General features: G+C 62.5%; 21 protein-coding genes and 3 pseudogenes. 19 read left to right on the forward strand and 5 right to left on the reverse strand.

Annotation, left to right across the window (positions count from 1 at the left end; translation table 11 throughout):
- Nucleotides 1–32: 32 nt before the first annotated feature.
- Both CQ019_RS16195 and CQ019_RS16200 read right to left on the reverse strand, forming a co-directional pair.
- Nucleotides 33–650: an isochorismatase family protein gene (locus tag CQ019_RS16195; protein WP_105570122.1), complete on the reverse strand. Its 618-nt coding sequence runs from the start codon at nucleotides 648–650 to the stop codon at nucleotides 33–35.
- A gap of 58 nt (nucleotides 651–708) precedes the next feature.
- Nucleotides 709–2,007 carry a nicotinate phosphoribosyltransferase gene (locus CQ019_RS16200; protein ID WP_105570123.1) on the reverse strand — a complete coding sequence of 433 codons (1,299 nt, stop codon included), beginning with the start codon at nucleotides 2,005–2,007 and terminating at the stop codon, nucleotides 709–711.
- A gap of 117 nt (nucleotides 2,008–2,124) precedes the next feature.
- Between CQ019_RS16200 and clpS the strand changes: the two genes are divergently transcribed.
- The 11 genes and pseudogenes from clpS to CQ019_RS16255 all read left to right on the forward strand — a co-directional run bounded on the left by clpS (nucleotide 2,125) and on the right by CQ019_RS16255 (nucleotide 9,719).
- On the forward strand, nucleotides 2,125–2,409 hold the full coding sequence (gene clpS / locus CQ019_RS16205; RefSeq protein ID WP_105570124.1) for an ATP-dependent Clp protease adapter ClpS: 285 nt from the start codon (nucleotides 2,125–2,127) through the stop codon (nucleotides 2,407–2,409).
- 5 nt (nucleotides 2,410–2,414) lie between these two features.
- Entirely contained in the window at nucleotides 2,415–2,993 is a 579-nt protein-coding gene (locus CQ019_RS16210; RefSeq protein WP_105570125.1) for a DUF2017 domain-containing protein, read from the forward strand.
- A 3-nt stretch (nucleotides 2,994–2,996) separates the two neighbouring features.
- Nucleotides 2,997–3,920: a glutamate racemase gene (gene murI / locus CQ019_RS16215; protein ID WP_105554245.1), complete on the forward strand. Its 924-nt coding sequence runs from the start codon at nucleotides 2,997–2,999 to the stop codon at nucleotides 3,918–3,920.
- Nucleotides 3,917–4,711 (forward strand): annotated as a pseudogene (locus CQ019_RS16220) (MBL fold metallo-hydrolase); the annotation flags it as partial. The gene murI and the pseudogene CQ019_RS16220, both read left to right, overlap by 4 nt.
- Nucleotides 4,712–4,934: 223 nt before the next feature.
- Nucleotides 4,935–5,387, forward strand: coding sequence for a carboxymuconolactone decarboxylase family protein (locus CQ019_RS16225; protein ID WP_105554243.1), 453 nt, complete (start codon nucleotides 4,935–4,937; stop codon nucleotides 5,385–5,387).
- Between the two features lie 196 nt (nucleotides 5,388–5,583).
- Entirely contained in the window at nucleotides 5,584–6,024 is a 441-nt protein-coding gene (locus tag CQ019_RS16230; protein WP_105554242.1) for a PACE efflux transporter, read from the forward strand.
- Nucleotides 6,025–6,130: 106 nt separating this feature from the next.
- On the forward strand, nucleotides 6,131–6,865 hold the full coding sequence (gene rph / locus CQ019_RS16235; RefSeq protein WP_105554241.1) for a ribonuclease PH: 735 nt from the start codon (nucleotides 6,131–6,133) through the stop codon (nucleotides 6,863–6,865).
- Nucleotides 6,862–7,497: an RdgB/HAM1 family non-canonical purine NTP pyrophosphatase gene (gene rdgB / locus CQ019_RS16240; protein ID WP_105554240.1), complete on the forward strand. Its 636-nt coding sequence runs from the start codon at nucleotides 6,862–6,864 to the stop codon at nucleotides 7,495–7,497. Before rph ends, rdgB begins: the two co-directional genes overlap by 4 nt.
- A 224-nt stretch (nucleotides 7,498–7,721) precedes the next feature.
- A complete protein-coding gene (locus CQ019_RS16245) occupies nucleotides 7,722–8,111 on the forward strand; it encodes a GntR family transcriptional regulator (protein ID WP_258133683.1) in 390 nt (129 codons plus the stop codon).
- A complete protein-coding gene (locus tag CQ019_RS16250) occupies nucleotides 8,104–9,033 on the forward strand; it encodes an ABC transporter ATP-binding protein (RefSeq protein WP_105554239.1) in 930 nt (309 codons plus the stop codon). Before CQ019_RS16245 ends, CQ019_RS16250 begins: the two co-directional genes overlap by 8 nt.
- A 14-nt stretch (nucleotides 9,034–9,047) precedes the next feature.
- Nucleotides 9,048–9,719 (forward strand): hypothetical protein, encoded by a 672-nt coding sequence (locus CQ019_RS16255; RefSeq protein ID WP_258134036.1) that lies wholly within the window; start codon nucleotides 9,048–9,050, stop codon nucleotides 9,717–9,719.
- A gap of 87 nt (nucleotides 9,720–9,806) precedes the next feature.
- Here the strand turns inward: CQ019_RS16255 and CQ019_RS16260 are convergent, their stop codons facing one another.
- The gene (locus CQ019_RS16260) at nucleotides 9,807–10,337 is read right to left on the reverse strand and encodes a DinB family protein (RefSeq protein ID WP_105554237.1); all 531 of its coding nucleotides are present in this window, start codon (nucleotides 10,335–10,337) and stop codon (nucleotides 9,807–9,809) included.
- Nucleotides 10,338–10,820: 483 nt separating this feature from the next.
- On the opposite strand from CQ019_RS16260, the gene CQ019_RS16265 reads away from it, so the two are divergent.
- From CQ019_RS16265 to CQ019_RS16280, 4 genes are all read left to right on the forward strand, one after another.
- Entirely contained in the window at nucleotides 10,821–11,330 is a 510-nt protein-coding gene (locus CQ019_RS16265) for an SRPBCC domain-containing protein (protein WP_105554236.1), read from the forward strand.
- A gap of 449 nt (nucleotides 11,331–11,779) precedes the next feature.
- Nucleotides 11,780–12,787: an exonuclease domain-containing protein gene (locus CQ019_RS16270; protein ID WP_105554808.1), complete on the forward strand. Its 1,008-nt coding sequence runs from the start codon at nucleotides 11,780–11,782 to the stop codon at nucleotides 12,785–12,787.
- Nucleotides 12,788–12,838: 51 nt separating this feature from the next.
- The gene (locus CQ019_RS16275; RefSeq protein ID WP_146113386.1) at nucleotides 12,839–13,336 is read left to right on the forward strand and encodes a GtrA family protein; all 498 of its coding nucleotides are present in this window, start codon (nucleotides 12,839–12,841) and stop codon (nucleotides 13,334–13,336) included.
- Nucleotides 13,337–13,437: 101 nt separating this feature from the next.
- Nucleotides 13,438–14,169 carry an SDR family NAD(P)-dependent oxidoreductase gene (locus CQ019_RS16280; RefSeq protein ID WP_105570127.1) on the forward strand — a complete coding sequence of 244 codons (732 nt, stop codon included), beginning with the start codon at nucleotides 13,438–13,440 and terminating at the stop codon, nucleotides 14,167–14,169.
- 158 nt (nucleotides 14,170–14,327) lie between these two features.
- Here CQ019_RS16280 and CQ019_RS16285 read toward each other — a convergent pair whose 3' ends face one another.
- Nucleotides 14,328–15,269: an ADP-ribosylglycohydrolase family protein gene (locus CQ019_RS16285; protein WP_181148561.1), complete on the reverse strand. Its 942-nt coding sequence runs from the start codon at nucleotides 15,267–15,269 to the stop codon at nucleotides 14,328–14,330.
- 135 nt (nucleotides 15,270–15,404) lie between these two features.
- On the opposite strand from CQ019_RS16285, the pseudogene CQ019_RS16290 reads away from it, so the two are divergent.
- Nucleotides 15,405–15,644 (forward strand): annotated as a pseudogene (locus tag CQ019_RS16290) (IS1380 family transposase); the annotation flags it as partial.
- 370 nt (nucleotides 15,645–16,014) lie between these two features.
- Here the strand turns inward: CQ019_RS16290 and CQ019_RS16295 are convergent.
- A complete protein-coding gene (locus tag CQ019_RS16295; protein ID WP_062244175.1) occupies nucleotides 16,015–16,956 on the reverse strand; it encodes a GlxA family transcriptional regulator in 942 nt (313 codons plus the stop codon).
- A gap of 108 nt (nucleotides 16,957–17,064) precedes the next feature.
- On the opposite strand from CQ019_RS16295, the gene CQ019_RS16300 reads away from it, so the two are divergent.
- The 3 genes and pseudogenes from CQ019_RS16300 to CQ019_RS16310 form a co-directional block, all read left to right on the forward strand.
- Nucleotides 17,065–17,376, forward strand: a complete 312-nt coding sequence (locus CQ019_RS16300) for a putative quinol monooxygenase (protein ID WP_105570129.1) — start codon at nucleotides 17,065–17,067, stop codon at nucleotides 17,374–17,376.
- 631 nt (nucleotides 17,377–18,007) lie between these two features.
- A complete protein-coding gene (locus tag CQ019_RS16305) occupies nucleotides 18,008–19,333 on the forward strand; it encodes an ISL3-like element ISPfr2 family transposase (protein ID WP_105570130.1) in 1,326 nt (441 codons plus the stop codon).
- Between the two features lie 5 nt (nucleotides 19,334–19,338).
- Nucleotides 19,339–19,475: pseudogene (locus tag CQ019_RS16310) on the forward strand (IS1380 family transposase); the annotation flags it as partial.

The raw sequence follows: 19,475 nt of genomic DNA on the forward strand, positions 1-19,475 counted from the left end.
AAAGCGGGGCGCCGTCGGCGTTTAACGAAGGCTCAGGGCGCGGGGCTGACCGGTTCCAACCCCAGGGTGAGCACGATGGCTCCGGCCTCGCGCAGCTGGGTGTAGACCGCCGGCAGGTTCTGCGGGCTCACCGCCGCGGTCAGCGGGGCGAGCACGGTGGTGCTGAATCCGGCGCGGGCGGCATCCAGCGCGGTGGCGCGCACGCAGTGATCGGTAGCGATGCCCACGATGTCCACCGTGGTGATGCCGCGCTCGCGCAACCATTGATCCAGCAGGGCGCCGGACTCATCCTCCGGGGCCGCGCCCGGATCCAGGACCCGGGCCTCGAACCCCGAGTAGGCGGCGGTGAAGCGGCCCTTGGCGAAGTGCGCGTCGACCTCCAGCGCGGCGATGCTTGGGTGCAGCTCCGCGCCTTCGGTGCCGGCGACGCAGTGCACCGGCCAGGAGTCGGCGAAGTCCGGGGCCTCGGAAAAGTGGGCTCCCGGATCGATATGCCAATCCTGGGTGGTGATGATCGCGCTGTAGGACTCGCGGCGGGCCATCACATCCTCGGCGATCGCGGCAGCGACGGCGTTGCCGCCGGCCACGGCCAGCGGGCCGCCTTCGCAGAAATCCGGTTGGACATCGACAACTAGCAGGGCTCGAGTCATGTTTTGCTCCTAATCATTGCGAGTGAATAGGGTTTTAACCATAATACTGCTTCGGCGCTCAGTCCTCGCGGATGATCGTCGGGATGACCGGCTCGCCGCGCTGGAGCTTGCGTGCCACTCCGGGCATTTCCTGGATCGAGGCGTGGTGGCGCGCCCGGGCCTTTTCCACGCCGGCCGCGCCGATGAAGGACTCATCGATCCGGCCCGCGGTGACGAAGGGCACCGAAAGCTGGCGCTCGGGCCCGCCGGTGCTGTACTCCTCGAGCGAGACGATCTCCGCGGTGGCACGGTTGCGTTCGTTCAGCTGGCGGACCGCGTGCTTGCGCCCGCCGACGCTCGCCTTGTTCGCCGAGGCCTTCGCCACCGGAATCCAGCTGCCGGCCGAATCCTGCCGGGCGACGAGCTTGTAGACCATCGAGGCGGTCGGGTGCCCGGATCCGGTGACCAGGGCGGTGCCTACGCCGTAGGAATCCACCGGTGCGCTGCCCAGGGCCGCGATCGCGTATTCGTCCAGATCAGAGGTGACGGTGATCTTGGTGTTCCAGTTGCCCAGGTCGTCGAGCAGCTCGCGCACCCAGCCGGCCTGCTGGACCAGGTCGCCGGAGTCCAGGCGCACCCCGCCGAGCTCGGGACCGGCCACCTTGACCGCGGTGCGCACCCCGGCCTCCACCTCGTAGGTGTCCACCAGCAGCGTGGTGTCTTTGCCCAGCGACTCGATCTGCGCGGCGAAGGCCTGCTCTTCGGTGTCGTGCAGCAGGGTGAAGGAGTGCGCGGAGGTGCCTACCGTCTTGATCCCGTAGCGTGCGCCGGCCGCCAGATTGGAGGTCGAATCGAATCCGGCGATGATCGCGGCGCGGGCCGCGGCCACCGCGGATTCCTCGTGGGTGCGCCGGGAGCCCATCTCGATGCACGGACGGGTGCCGGCCGAGGCGATCATGCGCGAGGCGGCCGAGGCGATGGCCGAATCGTGGTTCAGGATCGAGAGGATGTAGGTTTCGATCACGCAGGCCTCGGCGAAAGTGGACTGCACGGTGAGGATCGGGGAGTGCGGGAAGTAGAGCTCGCCCTCGGCGTAGCCGGTGATGTCGCCGGTGAACTTGAAGTTCTCCAGGTAATCCAGGGTTTGCTTGTTCACCACCTTGGTATCCGAGAGGAAGCGCAGCTGCGCGTCGCCGAAGTGGAAGTCCTTGAGGCCTTCGAGCAGGCGCCCGGTGCCGGCGACCACGCCATAGCGTCGTCCCTCGGGCAGTCGGCGCGAGAAGGCTTCGAACACCGAGGGGCGGTGAGCGGCGCCGGAGGCGAGGGCCGCCTGCAGCATGGTCAGCTCGTAGTGATCGGTAAAAAGGCTGGTGAGCATGTGGTGCTCCTGATCGAAAAGTGGATGGACCGGCCTTTACTGTATAACGCCTCACGCTTGCGGTGATATTCACAACGCACCGCGCCTCCTGGCAAGATGGGGCGTAAAATGAGAATTATGACCGCTATGCCCGATGTAATGACGAACCCCGAGACCCTCAAGGCGCAGGATAAGGCCTGGCGCCTGATCGTGTGGAACGACCCGGTGAACCTGATGAGCTATGTCTCCTATGTGTTCCAGTCGTATTTTGGCTTCACCCGCGAGCGCGCCGAACAGCTGATGCTGCAGGTGCACAACGACGGTTTTTGCGTCGTGCGCAGCGGTGCCCGGGAGGCGATCGAGTCCGACGTGCATGCGATGCACGGCTTCGGATTGCAGGCAACCATGACCCAGGAGGCCTAAGCTACGTGGCAAAGGCCTTTAAAAGTGGCGCGCGCGGAATCACCGGTTCGCTGCACGCCTCGGAACGGAAATTGCTGCGCGAACTCTTCGGCGACGTCATCAAGGTGCTCGAAGAACGCGCCGCGGTGCATGAGCTGCCCGAGGATATCGATCCGCTGTACGCGCTGACCGGGATGCGCCCGAAGAGCGCGGATCTTCCCGAACCATCCGATGCCGCGGTCAAGCGGCTGCTTCCGGATGCCAGCGAGGACAAGGCGGTGGCCGCGGAATTCCGCCGGCTGACCGAAGCGGATCTGATCGCCGAAAAGACCTCTTTATTACGCGAGGCCCAGCTTTTGCTGGAGACCGAGAAGCTGGTGCTCCAGGTCCCGGCCGCGCAACGCTTCGCGCGGGCGTTGAACGATGTGCGCCTGGTGCTCGCCGAGCGGCTGGACATCCGCGACGAGGCGGATTCGGAGCGGATCGCCCAGCTGGTCGATGCCGCGGCCGTGCAATCGCCGCAAGAGTATCTGGGATTGGTGTACAACTTGGTCTCCTGGGTGCAGGACACCTTGATGCAGGCACTGATGAATGCGGAGCGCTAGGCGATGAACTCCTACTTCGCCAGTTCTCCGCTCAGCGCGCCGAATGCCAATACCCCGATCGGGATCTTCGATTCAGGGGTCGGCGGACTGACCGTGGCCCGCGCGATCATCGACCAGCTGCCGGGCGAATCGTTGATCTACGTCGGAGACACCGCGAACTCGCCCTACGGCCCGTTGCCGATCGCCCAGGTGCGGGCCAATGCGCTGGGCGTGATGGACGAGCTGGTGGACGCCGGGGTGAAGCTGCTGGTGATCGCCTGCAATTCGGCCTCCTCGGCGGTGCTGCGCGACGCCCGCGAACGCTATACCGCGCGCTACGGGATCCCGGTGGTCGAGGTGATCCAGCCGGCGGTGCGCCGTGCGGTCGCGGCGACGAAGAATGGGAAGATCGGGCTGATCGGCACCCAGGCGACGGTGGGATCGCGCGCCTACGAGGACGCTTTTGCCGCCGCGCCGTCGTTGAAGGTGCACGCGGTGGCCTGTCCGCGGTTTGTCGAATTTGTGGAGTCAGGGATTACCGCAGGTGCCGAGCTGCTGGCGCAGGCCGAGGAATACCTGGCCCCGCTGAAGGCCGCCGAGGTGGACACGCTGATCCTGGGCTGCACCCACTATCCGCTGCTCACCGGCGTGATTTCCTACGTGATGGGGGAGTCGGTCACCCTGGTCTCCAGCGCCGAGGAGACCGCAAAGGATGCCTTCCGCGCCTTGACGACCCATGAATTGGTACGCGAGGACCAACTGGCGGCGCGTCACGAATTCCTTGCCACCGGGAACGCTGATAGTTTTGGGGTATTGGCTCGCCGATTCCTCGGACCGGAAGTATTGCAGGTGCGCCATGTGGACCATGTGGCCGCCCACTATCCCACCGGTGCGATCACCAGGCTAACCCCGGAACTGATTGCCGCGGCGAAAGCGAGTAAGCAATGAAGCTGACCATTATCGGGTGCACCGGGTCGTTCCCGGGCCCGAGCTCCCCGGCGTCCTGTTACCTGGTCACTGCCTTTGATGGCACTCGCGACTGGAAGATCCTGCTCGATCTTGGCTCCGGCGCCCTGGGCGTCCTGCAGCGCTATACCGATATCAAGGACCTCGATGGGATCATGATTTCCCATCTCCACCCGGATCACTGCATGGACCTGTGCGGCATGCACGTGGCCATCCGCTGGGACCCAAACGGCTGGAACCGCGAAAAAATGCTGGTTCATGGGCCGGCGGATACCGCCAATCGGATCGAGACCGCCTACGGCCTGCCCGAGGGCGACACCATGCACAAGGACTACGACTTCCGCCAGTGGACCGCGCTGCAGCCGGTGAATATCGGCCCATTCACCATCACCCCCTACCCGGTGCGCCACCCCATCGAAGAGTCCTACGCCTTGCGTGTCGAGGCCCGCGAGCCTGGCCCCGACGGGGAACTGCTGACCAGTGTGCTGACCTACTCGGGGGATACCGATACCTGCCAGGGGCTGGTGGATGCCGCCCGGGGTTCGGATATCTTCCTCTGCGAAGCGGCCTTCGAGGAGGGCCGCGACGACGCGATCGACGGGGTGCACCTGACCGGCAAGCGTGCCGGGCAGATGGCCACCGAGGCGGGCGCCGAGCGCCTGCTGCTGACCCACATTCCGGTGTGGACCGATATCAACAAGGTCGTCGACGAGGCGAAGGAAACTTATGACCGCGGGATCGCCGTGGCAATTTCCGGGGTGACCTACGGGGTCTACTCCGGCTCCCTGAAAGAGGACAAGCACCCGACGCTGTTCAAGGGCGACCGCGGAACCGACTACCTCAAGTCCCGCACCGGCTCGCTGCCGAAGATCAACTACGAGAAGGTCCGCAAGTTCCCGCTGCTCAAGCGCAAGAAGTAGCGGGCAGGGTTTTGCGGCACGGGTAGGCAACCGAACCCGCCGCACCCACGGGCCAACCCAACAGAGGAACTGAACTATGCCATCGGCACCGCGACGCAGCGTAAATCTGGGCAAGCAACATCCCGAGGCCTACAAGGCCCTGATCGAGTTGAATGCGCAGGCCGAAGCGGCGCTGGTGGCCTGCGGTCTGGACCCGCTGCTCGGTGAGCTGGTCAAGATCCGTGTTTCGCAGCTCAACGGCTGCGCCTTCTGCCTGCGAATGCACACTCGCGATGCGCTGAAACTCGGGGAGACGTCCGACCGCTTGGCTGTGCTGGCCGCGTGGTGGGAATCGCAATACTTCAGCGAGGTGGAGGCCGCGGCGCTGGCCTTGGCCGAAGAGGTCACGCAGCTTGAGGTGCCGCCGTCGCGCGCCGGGGACACCGCGGTGCTCAGCGCGGAGCAAGTCTCCGCGATCAGTTGGCTTACCATCGTGATGAACAGCTGGAATCGGATCGCGATTCGCAGCCAGTACCCCGTCGCACCTTGATCACCGGAAATCGCCGTTCGGCTGAGGGATCAGCCAGCCAGACCGGTGATTTCGCTCACCGAACTCTAGCGAGCAGAATTGCCGCGTGCTAGCTTGGAAAGCACACCCCGCTGAGGACTCGCGGGGCAATTAACTACCTACACCATGGACGCGAACCCGCAAGGACTTCCTATGGACTACTTCTAAGGAGTACCTCGTGTCCTCGGTTCTTCGACGCATCATTTACGTCTTTTCCTATGAGCTCTTCGCCATTGTGCTGACCTCCGTGGCCTTGGTCCTCTTGGGTTTTGGCGGCGGGCATTCCGGTATTGTCGCCGTGACTTCTTCGGTCGTGGCCCTGATCTGGAACTACATCTGGACCTCCCTGTTCGAGGCATGGGAAAAGCGCCAGGAGTCCCAGGTGCGCACCGTGGGGCGCCGGATTGCCCACGCGCTCGGGTTTGAAGGCGGATTGGTGCTGATTCTTGTGCCGATTCTCGCCTGGATCCTCTCGGTTACGCTGCTCGAGGCGTTGGTCCTGGAAGCAGGATTGCTGGTGTTCTTCCTGATCTACACCTTCGTCTTTGCCTGGCTCTTCGACCGTGTCCTACCGGCCAAAAAATGCCCATCTGCCGAGGTCGAAGAATCGGTGATTTAGCACCGCCCGCCAGCCAAGTCGAGTTGGCACCCTGTTGGACTAAACACCCTGGCTTCTGGTGCCGTCACAGACCCGGAAGCCGGGGTGCTTTCGTTAGGATGGAAGCATGACTTTACGTGCCGACGGCCGCAGCGCCGCGCAACTTCGCGACATCACCATCACCCGTGGATGGTCCACCCAGGCCGAAGGCTCGGCTCTGATCGAATTCGGAAATACCCGCGTGCTGTGCACCGCTTCCTTCACCCAGGGCGTGCCGCGCTGGCTCAAGGGCGAGGGGACCGGCTGGGTTACCGCAGAATACGCGATGCTTCCACGTGCCACCAACACCCGTAACTCCCGCGAAGCGGTCAAGGGCAAGCTGTCGGGCCGCACCCATGAGATTTCCCGACTGATCGGCCGCTCGCTGCGCGCGGTGGTTGACACCAAACAGCTGGGCGAAAACACCATCGTGCTCGACTGCGACGTATTGCAGGCAGATGGCGGAACCCGCACCGCCGCGATCACCGGCGCCTATGTGGCGCTGGCCGAAGCGCTGGAATGGGCCCGCCGCGAGGGAATCCTGAAGTCCAACGCGAAGGTGCTCTCCGATTCTGTCGCGGCGATCTCCGTGGGCATTATCGACGGTACCCCGATGCTCGACCTGCCTTATGAGGAGGACGTTCGCGCGGAGACCGACATGAACGTTGTGGTCACCGGTTCCGGTGACTTCGTCGAGGTGCAGGGTACAGCGGAGGGCGCACCGTTTAAGCGTGCAGAGCTCGACGCATTGCTGGACCTTGCATTGATCGGGACCACCGAGCTGGCGCAGATCCAGACCGAGACCCTGCGAAACGCCAAATGAGCGAGGCAGTTCTCGTCCTAGCCTCACGCAACCAGGGCAAGCTGCGCGAACTGCGCGAGCTGCTGCGCGGCCAGGTGCCTGGCCTGGATGTCGACACCCAGGTCATCGACGCGGCCACCGCCGGCGCCCCGGACCCGGTCGAGGATCAGGTCACCTTCGAGGGCAATGCACTGAAGAAGGCCAAGGAGATCAGTGCCGCTACCGGGCTGATCGCGCTGGCCGATGATTCGGGATTGAGCGTTGATGTCTTAGGCGGGGCACCCGGGATCTTCTCGGCTCGCTGGTCTGGATCGCACGGTGACGACGAAGCGAATATCGACCTGTTGCTGGGGCAGCTCGGCGATATCTCCGAAGAACACCGTGGCGCCGCGTTCGTCTGCGCCGCGGCACTGGCTACTCCGAGTGGTGCGCAGCAAGTGGAACTCGGCAAGCTTGTAGGCCGGCTGCGCCGCGAGCGTGCCGGCGAGCATGGCTTCGGCTACGACCCGGTCTTCCAGCCCAAAGATTCCAACCGTTCCTTGGCTCAGTTCTCGGCAGAGGAAAAGAACTCGATCTCGCATCGCGCCCAGGCATTCAAACTGTTGCTACCAGCGATTATCACTGAGGTCAGCAAGGCATTAGCCGTCAAATAAGCGCCAGCGTGACTTGGCGCAGATAGCCACCGGGCTTCTGGTGAACCGGCCGGCTCTCCGCATTTCCCCGATATGGGAAATACGGAGAGCCGGCCGGTTTTTTCGTGCGCGGAAGGCAGTGGTATTGCATAATTTTCGCCCAGGTTCTATGGTTAGTTACATGAGTAATGAACCAATGAACTGGTTGGGAGATTTGGTTCCACAAACGAGGGGAAGTGCATGGCGTGATCGATGATTCGAAACCGATTTTCATGCAGATCGCCGAGCTGATCGAAAATGATATTTTCGCTGGCGTGCTTGCCGAAGAGGCCCAAGTGCCATCGACAAACGAATTCGCCGCCTTTTACCGGATCAATCCGGCAACTGCGGCCAAAGGAATTAACAAGCTCGTTGAAGAAGGGCTGTTGTATAAGAAGCGGGGGATCGGGATGTTCGTAGCACAGGGCGCGCCGGAACGGCTGAGGCAAAAGCGTCGACAGAAATTTAATGACCTGTACGTCCAGCCGCTGACGGCCGAAGCGGGGAAACTTGGCATCGGAGTTGAGGAGCTGATGGACATGATCAAATCCGCACATCCATTGGATTCGACCCACGGAGGTATGAGTGATGTCTGAGAAAATCGCAGTTTCGGCGCAACGGCTGACTAAGACGTTTAAGGACGTCAAGGCGCTGGATGACGTTACCCTGCAGCTAGAATCCAACAAGATCTACGGTCTGCTCGGCCGCAATGGCGCTGGCAAGACGACCCTGATGTCGATCCTCACCGGTCAGGGGTACCCCGGCAGTGGCGAGATCGAGATCTTCGGGCACGCGCCCTTCGAGCATGATGCAACCCTGTCCCGCATCTGCTTCATTCGTGAATCGCAGAAGTACCCCGATGAGTACAAGGTCTTTCAGGCGTTCAAAGCAGCGTCCCTCTTCTTCGAAAATTGGAACGAGGCGCTAGCCCAGGAGCTGATCGCAGACTTCAACTTGCCGGTCAAGCGCAAGATCAAGAAGCTATCCCGCGGCCAGCTTTCGGCCGTTGGAGTGATCATTGGCCTGGCTTCGCGGGCCGAAGTGACCTTCTTCGACGAGCCATACCTGGGCCTGGATGCGGTGGCTCGGCAGATCTTCTACGACCGACTGGTGGAAGATTTTTCGCTGTATCCACGCACGATCGTGCTCTCCAGCCACCTGATCGACGAGGTCGCAAATCTCCTCGAACACGTGATCATCATCGACGGTGGTCGCATTGTGATGGACAGCGATGCTGAATCCCTTCAAGGGGCCGCGGTGACGGTCAGCGGCAACTCGAGCACGGTGCACGAGTTTATCGAGGGTTACCCGGTCATTCACCGGGATTCTCTGGGAACGCTGGCGAGCATCAGCATCCGAGCGCGACTTTCGGAGAGGCAACAAACCGAAGCGCGAGAACTGGGTCTTGATCTCAGCCCCGTTTCACTACAGCAACTGGTCGTACGGACTGCCTTGGGGCAGCCGGTTCAAAGCGAAACAACCGAAGGCGATGAGGAGGCAAAGCAATGGAGCGTGTAATAAAGGTAGTTCGCATGCAACTGATCAACAAATGGGTCTTTATTGGCCTCCCGCTGTTGATTCTCGGCTGCTCTTTTATTTTCTCGTTGGCGATCTTCTGGATAGTCCGCGAAGCCGGAGCCGAGGGAGCCGTTTATGGCGGCGGAGCCCAAGCGCCCATGTGGTACTTTTTGGCGTTGGGTATCCAGGCACTGACCTTAACCTTCCCCTTTTCTCAGGCCATGAGCGTCTCGCGACGCAGTTTCTACCTCGGAACGGTCCTATTGTTTTCGGCCTGCGCACTGGCGCTATCGATCTTCTACTACTTGATGGGACTGGTGGAGAAGGCAACCGGTGGTTGGTGGCTGGATTCCCGGTTCTTCGCCTTGGAGTGGATCGCGGATAACAACGCGGCGGTTCAGGTAGGTTTCTACTTCGTGCTGATGGTACTGCTGTTCATGATCGGCTTCTTGATCGCCACGATCTACATGCGTTGGAAGACGACCGGCATGGTGGTCTTCTTCATTGGACTAGGAGTTGTGCTCCTCGGAGTTGCCGCGCTGATGACCTTCAGCGATTTTTGGGACAATTTCTGGAGCTGGGCGCTGACTTGGACTGCTGCCGGGGTGACCTTGTGGGGTGGTGCCGTAGCGGTGGTGATGGCCGGCGGTTCGTATCTGACCTTGCGTAAGGCAACAGTGGCCTAGCCGCCCGATAGATGGCCTGATACCCGGGGAGCGAATCACTCGCTTCCTGGGTATTCTGCTACCCGGAGACCCAGCGCAGCGCGATCCCTATCCCATCGACTTCGCACCGTCGATGGACTCGCGGATGATGTCGGCGTGCCCAGCATGCTGCGAAGTCTCTGCACCGATGTGAAGCAATGACCGGCGCACGCTAAGGCTCGCACCAGGTTCGTTCCATGGAGCCGGCGGTAGCTCGAAACGTCGATCAAGATCCGCAAGGGTAGTCACTATCTCCTCGGTGCGTGCGGCGCAGGCATCGTAATCAGCAATGATTTCCGCCAGAGTCTGATCTGCTCCCATTTCAAACTGAGCCTGCCGAATCGCGTATTCCTCCGCTCCCCACTGCGCAAAATGCTTCCCATTGACCGACTGGGCCTCCATGCCTTCGACGACAAATCGCGCCCAGGAATCCTCGGTGGCGGTAACGTGCTTAATGATTCCTCCTAAGCAGAGGGCACTGGCCGTGGGGCGAAGCCTGGCCTGATCATCGCTCAGCCCGCGGGTCGTATTTTTCAGGAAGAAACGGGCCTCCGCCAGCAGCCCCAAGATGTCTTGGCGTTCGGGAGATAGCGAAACCATGGTGCTCCTTGGAAAGGTCAATGCTTGGATGGGAAGTGCTGTGCCCAACGATACGACGCTCCGCAGCTGGGCCACAGCCTTCGAATTGAAACAGGTCGGGCCGAAAACTCAAAGACTAGGCGAATAATTCCTGTCCCAAGCCAGGTCGAATCGGGTCTATCGAGAGCTGCATGGAGCAACAGATGGGCTTGAAATAGCACTTTTCCCGCAGTGGTTTTGGTCGCCAGGGTGGGGAAGAGGCGAATTGCCCACGGTCGGCAAAATCAGCCTGCCGACGCCGGGGCGGTCGCCAGATGATGAGGGCTTGGCCGGTCAGGGTTAGCCGAACAACCATAAATCATGTCTCGATCGTGACCGAGCATGGCAAGGCGTTTCTTTTCCAATGACGGATGGCACCTTTCTTGCTACCCTACATACACCGCTGTCGAGCCCGATGGATACTGAATCCACCTCGGCAATTCATGGAGAATCAGGAGAGTGGCCATGAACGCCCTGCCGACCGGAACCCGCGCACCCGATGGCGCCTTGGAGCTGCGCAGAGTTTTCACGGTGCCAGCCGCAGAGCTTTGGACCTACCTTGCTGTTTCGGATCGAACTGCTTTGTGGTTCGGCAGTTGGCGGGGTGACCCCAGCAGCGGGGAAGTGGAAGTGGCTTTGACCGCCGAGGAAGGAACGCCCCGCGAGAAAGTCGAGATCCTGAGCTGTGACCGGGCTGCTTACCTGCTTAGCGTCAGCACCGGGGAAGGCGAGGAAGTTTGGCGGTTGGAATTATCGATCGAGGAAGTTTCGGACGGCAGCAAGCTGGTGTTCAGGATGCCGGGGCTCGATCCGAGCATGGCCGGCTCGGTGGGTCCTGGGTGGGATTACTACCTGGACCGGCTGGTGGCAGCCGTTTCCGGTGCCGATGCCGATGAAATCCGATTCGAACCGGATTATTACCCAGCACTTAGCGGCTACTACGAGTCGCTCTTCCCATCCGCGCCCCGGGAGTAATCGCTTGCGTATATCGGCTTTACGGGCGACGCGAGCATCCAATGCCGTGTTCGGTGCAGCTCTGGGCCTTTCGCTGTTTTAACCCGAAAATCCGATTGTCGTCCTGTGGACGATGGATCCTTGCAGGGGCTAGGGGCTAGGGGCTAGGGGCTATGGGCTATGGGCGAAGGGAGGCAGCTAGTGGAAATGGCCTGCGCATGCTGAGCGGTTCGCCATCAAAATGCGTAATCCATTACGGCGTGAATCGCGGGAACTGCAGTGCCTTCTGATGTGAGCTGTCTTGCTCTTCCTATTTTGCGGCGAATCGAATCGATTGTTAATAAACGCAGGTCAGATACGTGTTTAATGAGATACGCAACGCTGTAGTAAAAGGGAGTCTTGCAGCCGAGAAAGGCCGTCGAGGGGACACCGATGACGTTGATTTAGCGAAAGGGAGTAAACTGGCAGGCGTGTCATTGGACTTCACAGCGCTAGATTTTGAAACGGCGAACGGATTTATCGGCTCGGCCTGCTCGGTCGGCCTAGTAAAGGTCCGTTCCGGACGTATCGTCGAAACCGAACAGTGGTTGCTTCGGCCTCCGGAGGGTTTCGATCATTTCGACCCACGGAACGTCTCGATTCACCACATCACCGAGGATATGGTCACACACTCGCCACGGGTCGGCGAGAAGCTCGGCGACCTGCTGGAGTTCGTCGGTTCAGATGTTCTCGTAGCCCACAACTCGGCTTTCGACTCGGGCGTCATTCGGGCAGCTTCCGAAGCAAGTGAGCTATCGGTACCGCAACTTGCTCACCTTTGCACGGTCAAGCTTTCGCGCAAGGCCTATGATCTGCCGAGCTATTCGCTGCCGTTCGTCGCCGAAGAGGCCGGGCACCCAATCGAAAACCACCACGAAGCCTTGGCTGATGCCGAGGCCTGCGCGTGGGCGATGATCGACATAGCGCAACGCAGCAATGCGAGCACTGTCTTGCAGGCAGCCGATCATTACAAAGTCGGGCTTGGATTGACCGCCGCGTGGAACCCAGGCGAAGAGTTTTCCCGCGCTACCCGTGACGCACAAGGCTGGATAGCCAGCGGCCAACCGCTGCCGCCCCAAGACGCCTTCGGCTCATGGCCGCAGGAAGGCGATAATCCCGAACCGAATTCGAGTGCCGATCCCACGCATCCGTTATACGGACAGGTGATGGTCTTTACCGGCAATCTCGCCGTGCCTCGCCCCAAGGCAAAGCAATGGGCCGCTAACTACGGTGCGCAGACCGCCTCGCGGGTCACCCGGGCAACGACCGCGCTGGTTGTCGGAGATGGGTTTGTGCCGCAGGATCTCTCCAACGGGCGGCTGACCAACAAGGCAAAGCACGTGCTGAAACTGCGTGACAAGGGGCAACGCGTGGAAATCATCTCCGAAGGTGAATTCATGCAACTGGTCGAAGGCTTCGGAATGGCCGTCCAGGGTTAAGCACGGCCAGCCGCAACAACGTCTTCAGCCACTAACAACCACGGAGCAACTGTGAGCGATAAAAATCGCGTGCTAACAAGACTCATGCGCTTCGTCGGCGTGGGCGGGTTCTGCTTTGTGGTGACGCTAGTGGTCAACTACGGTCTGAAATTCACCGTGCTCGAAGCGCACCCGACGACCGCTTTCATCATTGCCAACGGTGTTGCGACAATCGTCTCCTTCGTCCTCACCCGGCAGTACACCTTCCAGCATCAGAACGATGCCTTCCGCAAGCGCGTCCAGGCGATCGGATTTTTCGCGGTTTCACTGATTGGCATTGGCATCAACTCGGCCCCACTGTATGTGTCCCGGTGGATCCTGGGATATCACTATCCGCAAGTCTCCTTCCTGAGCCAGGAAATCGCCGACTTCGTTTCAGGGCCGATCATCGGCACCGTACTGGCCATGGTTTTCCGCTGGTGGGCGCTGCACAAATTTGTCTTCCCAGACGCGGAGCAGAACTCCACCACCGGTGAGGAACAAGAGCTAGCTTCATCGTCTAGTGGTTAACGAGCCGGGATCAAGCCAGGAATAACCTCGCGCCAGTAACTTGCATGAGTGTTCAGGTGCCCAGATTTGGCGCGCCCGCCTGCCGCGTTTAAGCTCGGTGAATGAACTCTTCTGGAATGGTGGTCGCGGTCACCGGCGGGTCACGGGGCATTGGCGCTGCCATCGTCCAACGCGTTGCAGCCGCGGGGCATAATGTTCTCATCGGCTACCGCTGCGATGAGCAAGCCGCAATCTCCTTAGCGAACAATGTCCGCCAGCAGGGCGGTCATGCGCTCGCCTCCCGCGTCGATGTCACCGATCCGACGTCGTTGGAAGAATTCTTTCGGTCCAGCGAGGCCCTCGGTCCGCTAGCGGGTGTGGTTGCGTCGGCCGGCGCCGTCGAGGCTGTCGGAGCATTGGACGATCTCGACCCCGAGGCGATCCGGCAGGATCTCGAGGTCAACCTGCTTGGCCCGGTGCTGACCGCACGCGCCGCAATCCCGCGCCTCAAGGCGACGCGCGGTTCACTGGTGCTTATTGGTTCCGCAGCCTCCACGATTGGCAGCCCCGGTTCCTACGTGCACTATGCTGCCGCGAAGGCAGGCGTGGCCGCCCTTGCCGTCGGGTTGTCAAAAGAGGTCGCCTCGTATGGCGTCCGTGTCAACTGCGTCGAGCCCGGGACTGTCTGGACCGACTTCCACCAGGACCCGCAGCGGCCAGCGAAAGTGGCCGCTGCGATCCCACTAGGGCGCGCCGGAGATCCGGCAGAGATTGCCGGAGCCGTCGCGTGGCTGCTCTCCGAGGATGCCGGGTACACCACCGGGGCGACGCTGCGCGTTGCCGGCGGAATGTGAGAACCCGAGAGTGTTCGCGTCGACATCCCGCTGTGGCGTGTACGGCAGGTTTGCCTAGAACCTTGAGAAGTCTGCTCACCTGGTCCCGGCACCAATCTTCCGGAATCCGGGACCAGGCGAGCCAACGATTATGTCGGCACCGTCGCAGCGATACGCGTTTAGACGAGCAGGGCCATCCAACGGTCATGCAGCTCGGAGATGATGTCATCCAACGCGGAGGCAGGGCGGTCGCCCACTGCATCGGAACCATAAACGGCAGCCAACAGGGCTACGGCGTAGGCATCGGTTTCTGGGTCGCGTACGGTGGTCTCGTCGTCTGCTGGCGCCTCTTCGGCTTCGACATCGGATTCTTCTTCGGCCTCGGCGGGTCCCTTGTCGGCGAAGTAGGCAGCGTAGGCATCGGTCGGTGACAGGTGCAGCGAATCCCGGACGATCGAAACGACTTGGCGCAGGGCCTCGGCCGAAGGGCCTTCCAGCCCTTCAAGCATGCCTTCCCATTCGCCGGCGGAGCCTTCGGAGCGTTCCATGGCCGAACGAATGATCTTTGCGGCGGCGATGGCCGTGTTGGCAGCCTGGGTATCGTGCGTCAGGAATGCGGCCGAGCGGGCCACGGCAACCGTGGTGTCCACGGGTACGCGGGCCAGCAGTGCGGCAACGGCCGCACGCGGAAGCACTCCGGTTGAATCGGCGTTGGGGCCCGTGGGGCGAACGCGCTGACCCATATCGGCGGAGTTCAGTCCGGCGACATTTTGCGGGTCGCCGGGCAGGATGCCTTCGTGCAGTTCAACCTTGGCGAACTCGGCATCGATCCAGCGTTTCAGCGGTTCGGGCGCTCCGGTAGGGAAAGACCCGGTCAGCTGTGCGTAGCCGCGCAGCGAGGCAAGCCACATACAGGCCGCTTCATCGCTGCCCACACCGTCGTTGGCCCATTCGAGGGCTTCGAGCAGCCCGTCGGCCATATACAGCGGGAGCAATTCGGTGGCGCCGGGATCGATATCGTCGCGGGCGTGGGTTGCGCCGTCGGCTATGCCGAGCAGGATCGCGAACACCTTGTCTGAGTAGTTCTCTGGCAGGAGTGCAATTTCACCGGTTTCATTCACACTCCACATTCTAACCCGGGTATTTCATGAAGGCCGGTAGTCATTAACTGACTTAAAAGATGAAAAGGTGACCTGAACAGGGAAAATGGGAGTGTCTAAGCTTCCAAAATACCCGTTCGAAGGATCACCTTTTCTGTGAACCATTCTACTCACGTTTTCCCTGCTATCCCGACCCAACTCACCGGTCAATCTCTGGTCTCCCATGCAGGGTTGTCGGTGCTGACCAGCTTCCTGAACGCGGTGGACTTCCGCAGGGTATGCGAGGACCGGTTCAGCCAGTTCGTACCCGCTACCGCAACGCACCGGCCAGGCAAGATCCTCGGCGCGCTGGCCCTGTCCTTGGCGGCCGGCGGTGAACAAGCCACAGATATTGACGGCTCTTCCCAGATGAGGGTGTAGGTCGGCCGGGCGCGTCGGTCCGCAGATAGACGTCGAGGTCTCCCGACGATGGAGGTTCCTACGCCATCCATCCGAAAGACCTCGACGTGACCGACGCTACCCCGCCGGCCGGCTTCGGCCGCCCTGACCTGACCGCCTTCGCGTCTCATCCCAATCGACCCTGATCGGGTCTGCTGATCCTCTCGACGAGAACGCAGCGACATCATAGCCACCCAACCCCGACCGTCCGGGAAGCCGGGGCACGTCGCATGGCCTGTGCTGCGGGCGTGTCGAGTGGGGCGTCCAGGGGCGACGCAGGAGCGTCGACGCGACGTGCTGAGAGGTGGTTCTAAGGCATGGCGATAGGTCAGGAACGGCGTCGCTCCCTGCGCAGGAGGGAGCGCAGAGTCTCGGCGTTCGCGTAGCCGACCCGTAGCGCGATCTCGGCGGAGGTGAGGTCCGTGGTTGCTGAGAGGTGCCGAGCTCGTTCGATGCGAAGCCGTTGGACGAAGCCGAGCGGAGTGAGGTTGAGCGCCGCACGGACTCGTCGTTCGAGGGTGCGCCGGCTGGTGCCGAGCGACTGCGCGACGAAGGCGACGTTGAACGGTTCGTCCAGGCGGGCGCGCACGAAGCGTTCGAACTCGACGACGATCGGGTCCTCGTGCCGGAGATGTTCGTAGGCGACGAAGGCCGCCTGCGACGGACGCTCGTCGATGATGAGGAGCTTGGCGACATGTTGGGCCAGGTCGGGGCTGATCGATCGCACGAGTGAGAGCGCGAGGTCGATGTGGGCGAAGGCGGCGCCGGCGGTGACGAGGTTCCCGTCGACCACGACCATGGTGTCGAGATCGAGGGCGACGGTCGGATAGCGCTTCAGGAACTCCGGCCCCAGGAACCAGCTGGTCGTCGCCCGCCGATGATGCATCCGTCCGGTCTCGGCGACGGCGAACACGCCGGTGCACGCCGCGGCGATCCGGGTGGTCGCCTCGTCGAGGCGCCCGAGCGAGGCGATGACCGAACGAGCATCTCGGCTCTGGAGGGCGTCGTTGGTAGCGGCGGCCGTAAGGGTTCCAAGCGCAGGGACGACGACCACGTCGAACTCTGCGGACTCCGACAGCGGGTGGTCCACCGACAGGGTCATCGATGCCGTCGTGGTCACTCGCCGTTTCGGTCCGAGGATGGCGAGTTCGATCGGGTCGATCCGCGGGTCGACATCACCGCGGGCTCCGTCGGCCACCCGCACGATGTCGATGATCGACGCGATAGCCGAACCGAAGCAGCCGTCGATCGCAATCAGTCCGATACGCATGACGTAAACAATAGCAATACTGCCGTATACGCCACTTCTCACATGCCCTTTTTCGTCATAGACTGAACTCGCTTCACCAAGAAACCTCGACACCTAGGAGAACCCCTCATGTCAACACCCGCATCACTTCCGTATGCCTTCGTCGCCAAGATCGTCGCGGCCGATGGACAGCACGACGCGCTCGCCGATCTGCTCGCCGGAGCTGTCGCGCTCGCCAACGAAGAAGTAGGAACGATTGTCTGGTTCGCGGTCAGGACCCACACCGACACCTTCTGGATCTTCGATGCATTCCCCGACGAGGCCGCTCGCGACGCCCACGCCAACGGCGCCATCGTCGCAGCCCTGATGGCCAACCAGCACCTCCTCGGCGCAGCACCCGAGATCCTGGCGGCCGACGTCCTCGCGTCCAAGCTCCCGTAGTCCGCCAACGCACGAGACCATCGCGCCCCGCCGAGCCGTCGCCAGGTCGCGACGCAACGCCACGCTGCGTTGCCGAGCGGTGCGAGGCCTATCGGCACACGGACAGGATGCCGGCCGCGAGCGCTCAGCCTGCGAGGGGTCCGTCGCAGAGGAGAGCGACGTCGGTGTCGGGCAGAGCCGTGAGGCCAGCGCATCGCGCGACCACCAGAACCGAACAGCCCCTGCCCTGCGTTTCCGCAGGTCAGGGGCTGTTCGCCGGAGCCGTCTGTCGGAATCGAACCGACGACCGAATCACGTCGGCTTTGCGTCTATCGCTTGATGCGCCCACTGGGCGAACGAGCCGCTGACCTGCGCAAACGCCGAGCGTGGGGGACGCCGCCATCCGGTGGTGACCGACGACGACCGACCAGTACCGACCGTTTCACCGGAGCTTGCGGCGGCGTCGAAGCCGAGTTAGCTCCATTCCTTTAGCTCACCGCGCCCTCATCCTCGCCGGTCCCGTCGTCGTCGAAGACGTTTCAGGGGTCTTCTCAGATGACGGTGTAGGTCGGCCGGGCGCGTCGGTCCGCAGATAGACGTCGAGGTCTCCCGACGATGGAGGTTCCTACGCATCCATCCGAAAGACCTCGACGTGACCGACGCTACCCCGCCGGCCGGCTTCGGCCGCCCTGACCTGACCGCCTTCGCTCGACTCGACGGCCTCGGTCTGAGCGTGACCGGACAACGACTTGAACCGGATCGCGCGGTCCTCGCGTGCCGCGTGGTGGAACCAGATCAGTGGTGCCGACGGTGCGGCAGCGAAGGCGCTGCTCGTGACACCGTGATCCGGCGGTTGGCCCACGAGCCGCTGGGCTGGCGACCGACCGTGCTGGAAGTTGTAGTGCGCCGCTACCGCTGTGCCGACTGCGGGCACGTGTGGCGCCAAGACACCAGCGCCGCGGCGGAGCCACGCGCGAAGCTCTCGCGCACCGGGCTGCGGTGGGCGCTGGAAGGGATCGTGGTCGCACACCTCACCGTCGCCCGTGTCGCCGAGGGACTCGGGGTCGCGTGGGACACCGCCAACAACGCGGTCCTGGCTGAAGGCAAGCGGCTGCTGATCAACGACCCCACGCGGTTTGAGGGCGTGAAGGTCATTGGCGTCGATGAGCACGTCTGGCGCCACACCAGGCGTGGCGACAAGTACGTCACCGTGATCATCGACCTCACCCCGGTCCGCGATGGCGCCGGCCCAGCAAGGCTGCTGGACATGGTCGAGGGCCGGTCGAAGGCGGCGTTCAAGACCTGGCTCGCCGACCGCGACGACGCCTTCCGTGACGCGGTCGAGGTGGTCGCGATGGACGGCTTCACCGGGTTCAAGACCGCCGCTGCAGAGGAGATCCCGGACGCGGTCACGGTGATGGATCCCTTCCACGTCGTGCGCCTGGCCGGTGACGCCCTCGACAGGTGCCGGCGCCGGGTCCAACTCGCGATCCACGGGCACCGTGGGTTCAGGGACGACCCGCTCTACAAGTCGCGGCGCACGCTGCACACTGGCGCGGACCTGCTCACCGACAAGCAGAGCGACAGGCTACGCGCGCTGTTCGTTGATGACGCTCACGTCGAGGTCGAGGCGACCGGGGGTGTCTACCAGCGCATGATCGCCGCCTATCGCCACGAGGACCGGCAACGTGGCCGCGAGCTCAAGGAGAAGCTGATCACCGACCTCAGCGCCGGCGTCCCCAAGGTGCTCACCGAGGTCACCACCCTGGGCCGGACCCTGAAGAAGCGAGCCGCTGACGTGCTCGCCTACTTCGAACGACCCGGCACCAGCAACGGGCCGACCGAGGCGCTCAACGGACGGCTCGAACACCTGCGCGGCTCCGCACTCGGGTTCCGCAACCTGACCAACTACATCGCCCGAAGCCTGCTCGAGACCGGCGGCTTCAGACCCCAACTCCTACACCCCCGATTGGGATGAGCCATATTGACCAGCTACGAGCCGCACCAGAACTCTTTGGCTCAGTAGCGTCGGATGCCACGGTTAGCCGATTCATGGGCCGGATCAAAGAACAGCCAGAAGCTTTCTCCTACGGGTTCGCCACCATGACCCGCAGCCTGCG

This window comes from Arthrobacter sp. MYb229 (assembly GCF_002975405.1).
Classification (GTDB): Bacteria; Actinomycetota; Actinomycetes; order Actinomycetales; family Micrococcaceae; genus Glutamicibacter.

Coding starts and splice junctions, on each gene's coding strand:
- CQ019_RS16200 (WP_105570123.1), bottom strand. CDS start 2,007: ATGCTCACCAGCCTTTTTACCGATCACTACGAGCTGACCATGCTGCAG.
- clpS (WP_105570124.1), top strand. CDS start 2,125: ATGACCGCTATGCCCGATGTAATGACGAACCCCGAGACCCTCAAGGCG.
- CQ019_RS16225 (WP_105554243.1), top strand. CDS start 4,935: ATGCCATCGGCACCGCGACGCAGCGTAAATCTGGGCAAGCAACATCCC.
- CQ019_RS16280 (WP_105570127.1), top strand. CDS start 13,438: ATGAACTCTTCTGGAATGGTGGTCGCGGTCACCGGCGGGTCACGGGGC.
- CQ019_RS16195 (WP_105570122.1), bottom strand. CDS start 650: ATGACTCGAGCCCTGCTAGTTGTCGATGTCCAACCGGATTTCTGCGAA.
- CQ019_RS16260 (WP_105554237.1), bottom strand. CDS start 10,337: ATGGTTTCGCTATCTCCCGAACGCCAAGACATCTTGGGGCTGCTGGCG.
- rph (WP_105554241.1), top strand. CDS start 6,131: ATGACTTTACGTGCCGACGGCCGCAGCGCCGCGCAACTTCGCGACATC.
- CQ019_RS16265 (WP_105554236.1), top strand. CDS start 10,821: ATGAACGCCCTGCCGACCGGAACCCGCGCACCCGATGGCGCCTTGGAG.
- CQ019_RS16300 (WP_105570129.1), top strand. CDS start 17,065: ATGTCAACACCCGCATCACTTCCGTATGCCTTCGTCGCCAAGATCGTC.
- CQ019_RS16255 (WP_258134036.1), top strand. CDS start 9,048: ATGCAACTGATCAACAAATGGGTCTTTATTGGCCTCCCGCTGTTGATT.
- rdgB (WP_105554240.1), top strand. CDS start 6,862: ATGAGCGAGGCAGTTCTCGTCCTAGCCTCACGCAACCAGGGCAAGCTG.
- CQ019_RS16250 (WP_105554239.1), top strand. CDS start 8,104: ATGTCTGAGAAAATCGCAGTTTCGGCGCAACGGCTGACTAAGACGTTT.
- murI (WP_105554245.1), top strand. CDS start 2,997: ATGAACTCCTACTTCGCCAGTTCTCCGCTCAGCGCGCCGAATGCCAAT.
- CQ019_RS16295 (WP_062244175.1), bottom strand. CDS start 16,956: ATGCGTATCGGACTGATTGCGATCGACGGCTGCTTCGGTTCGGCTATC.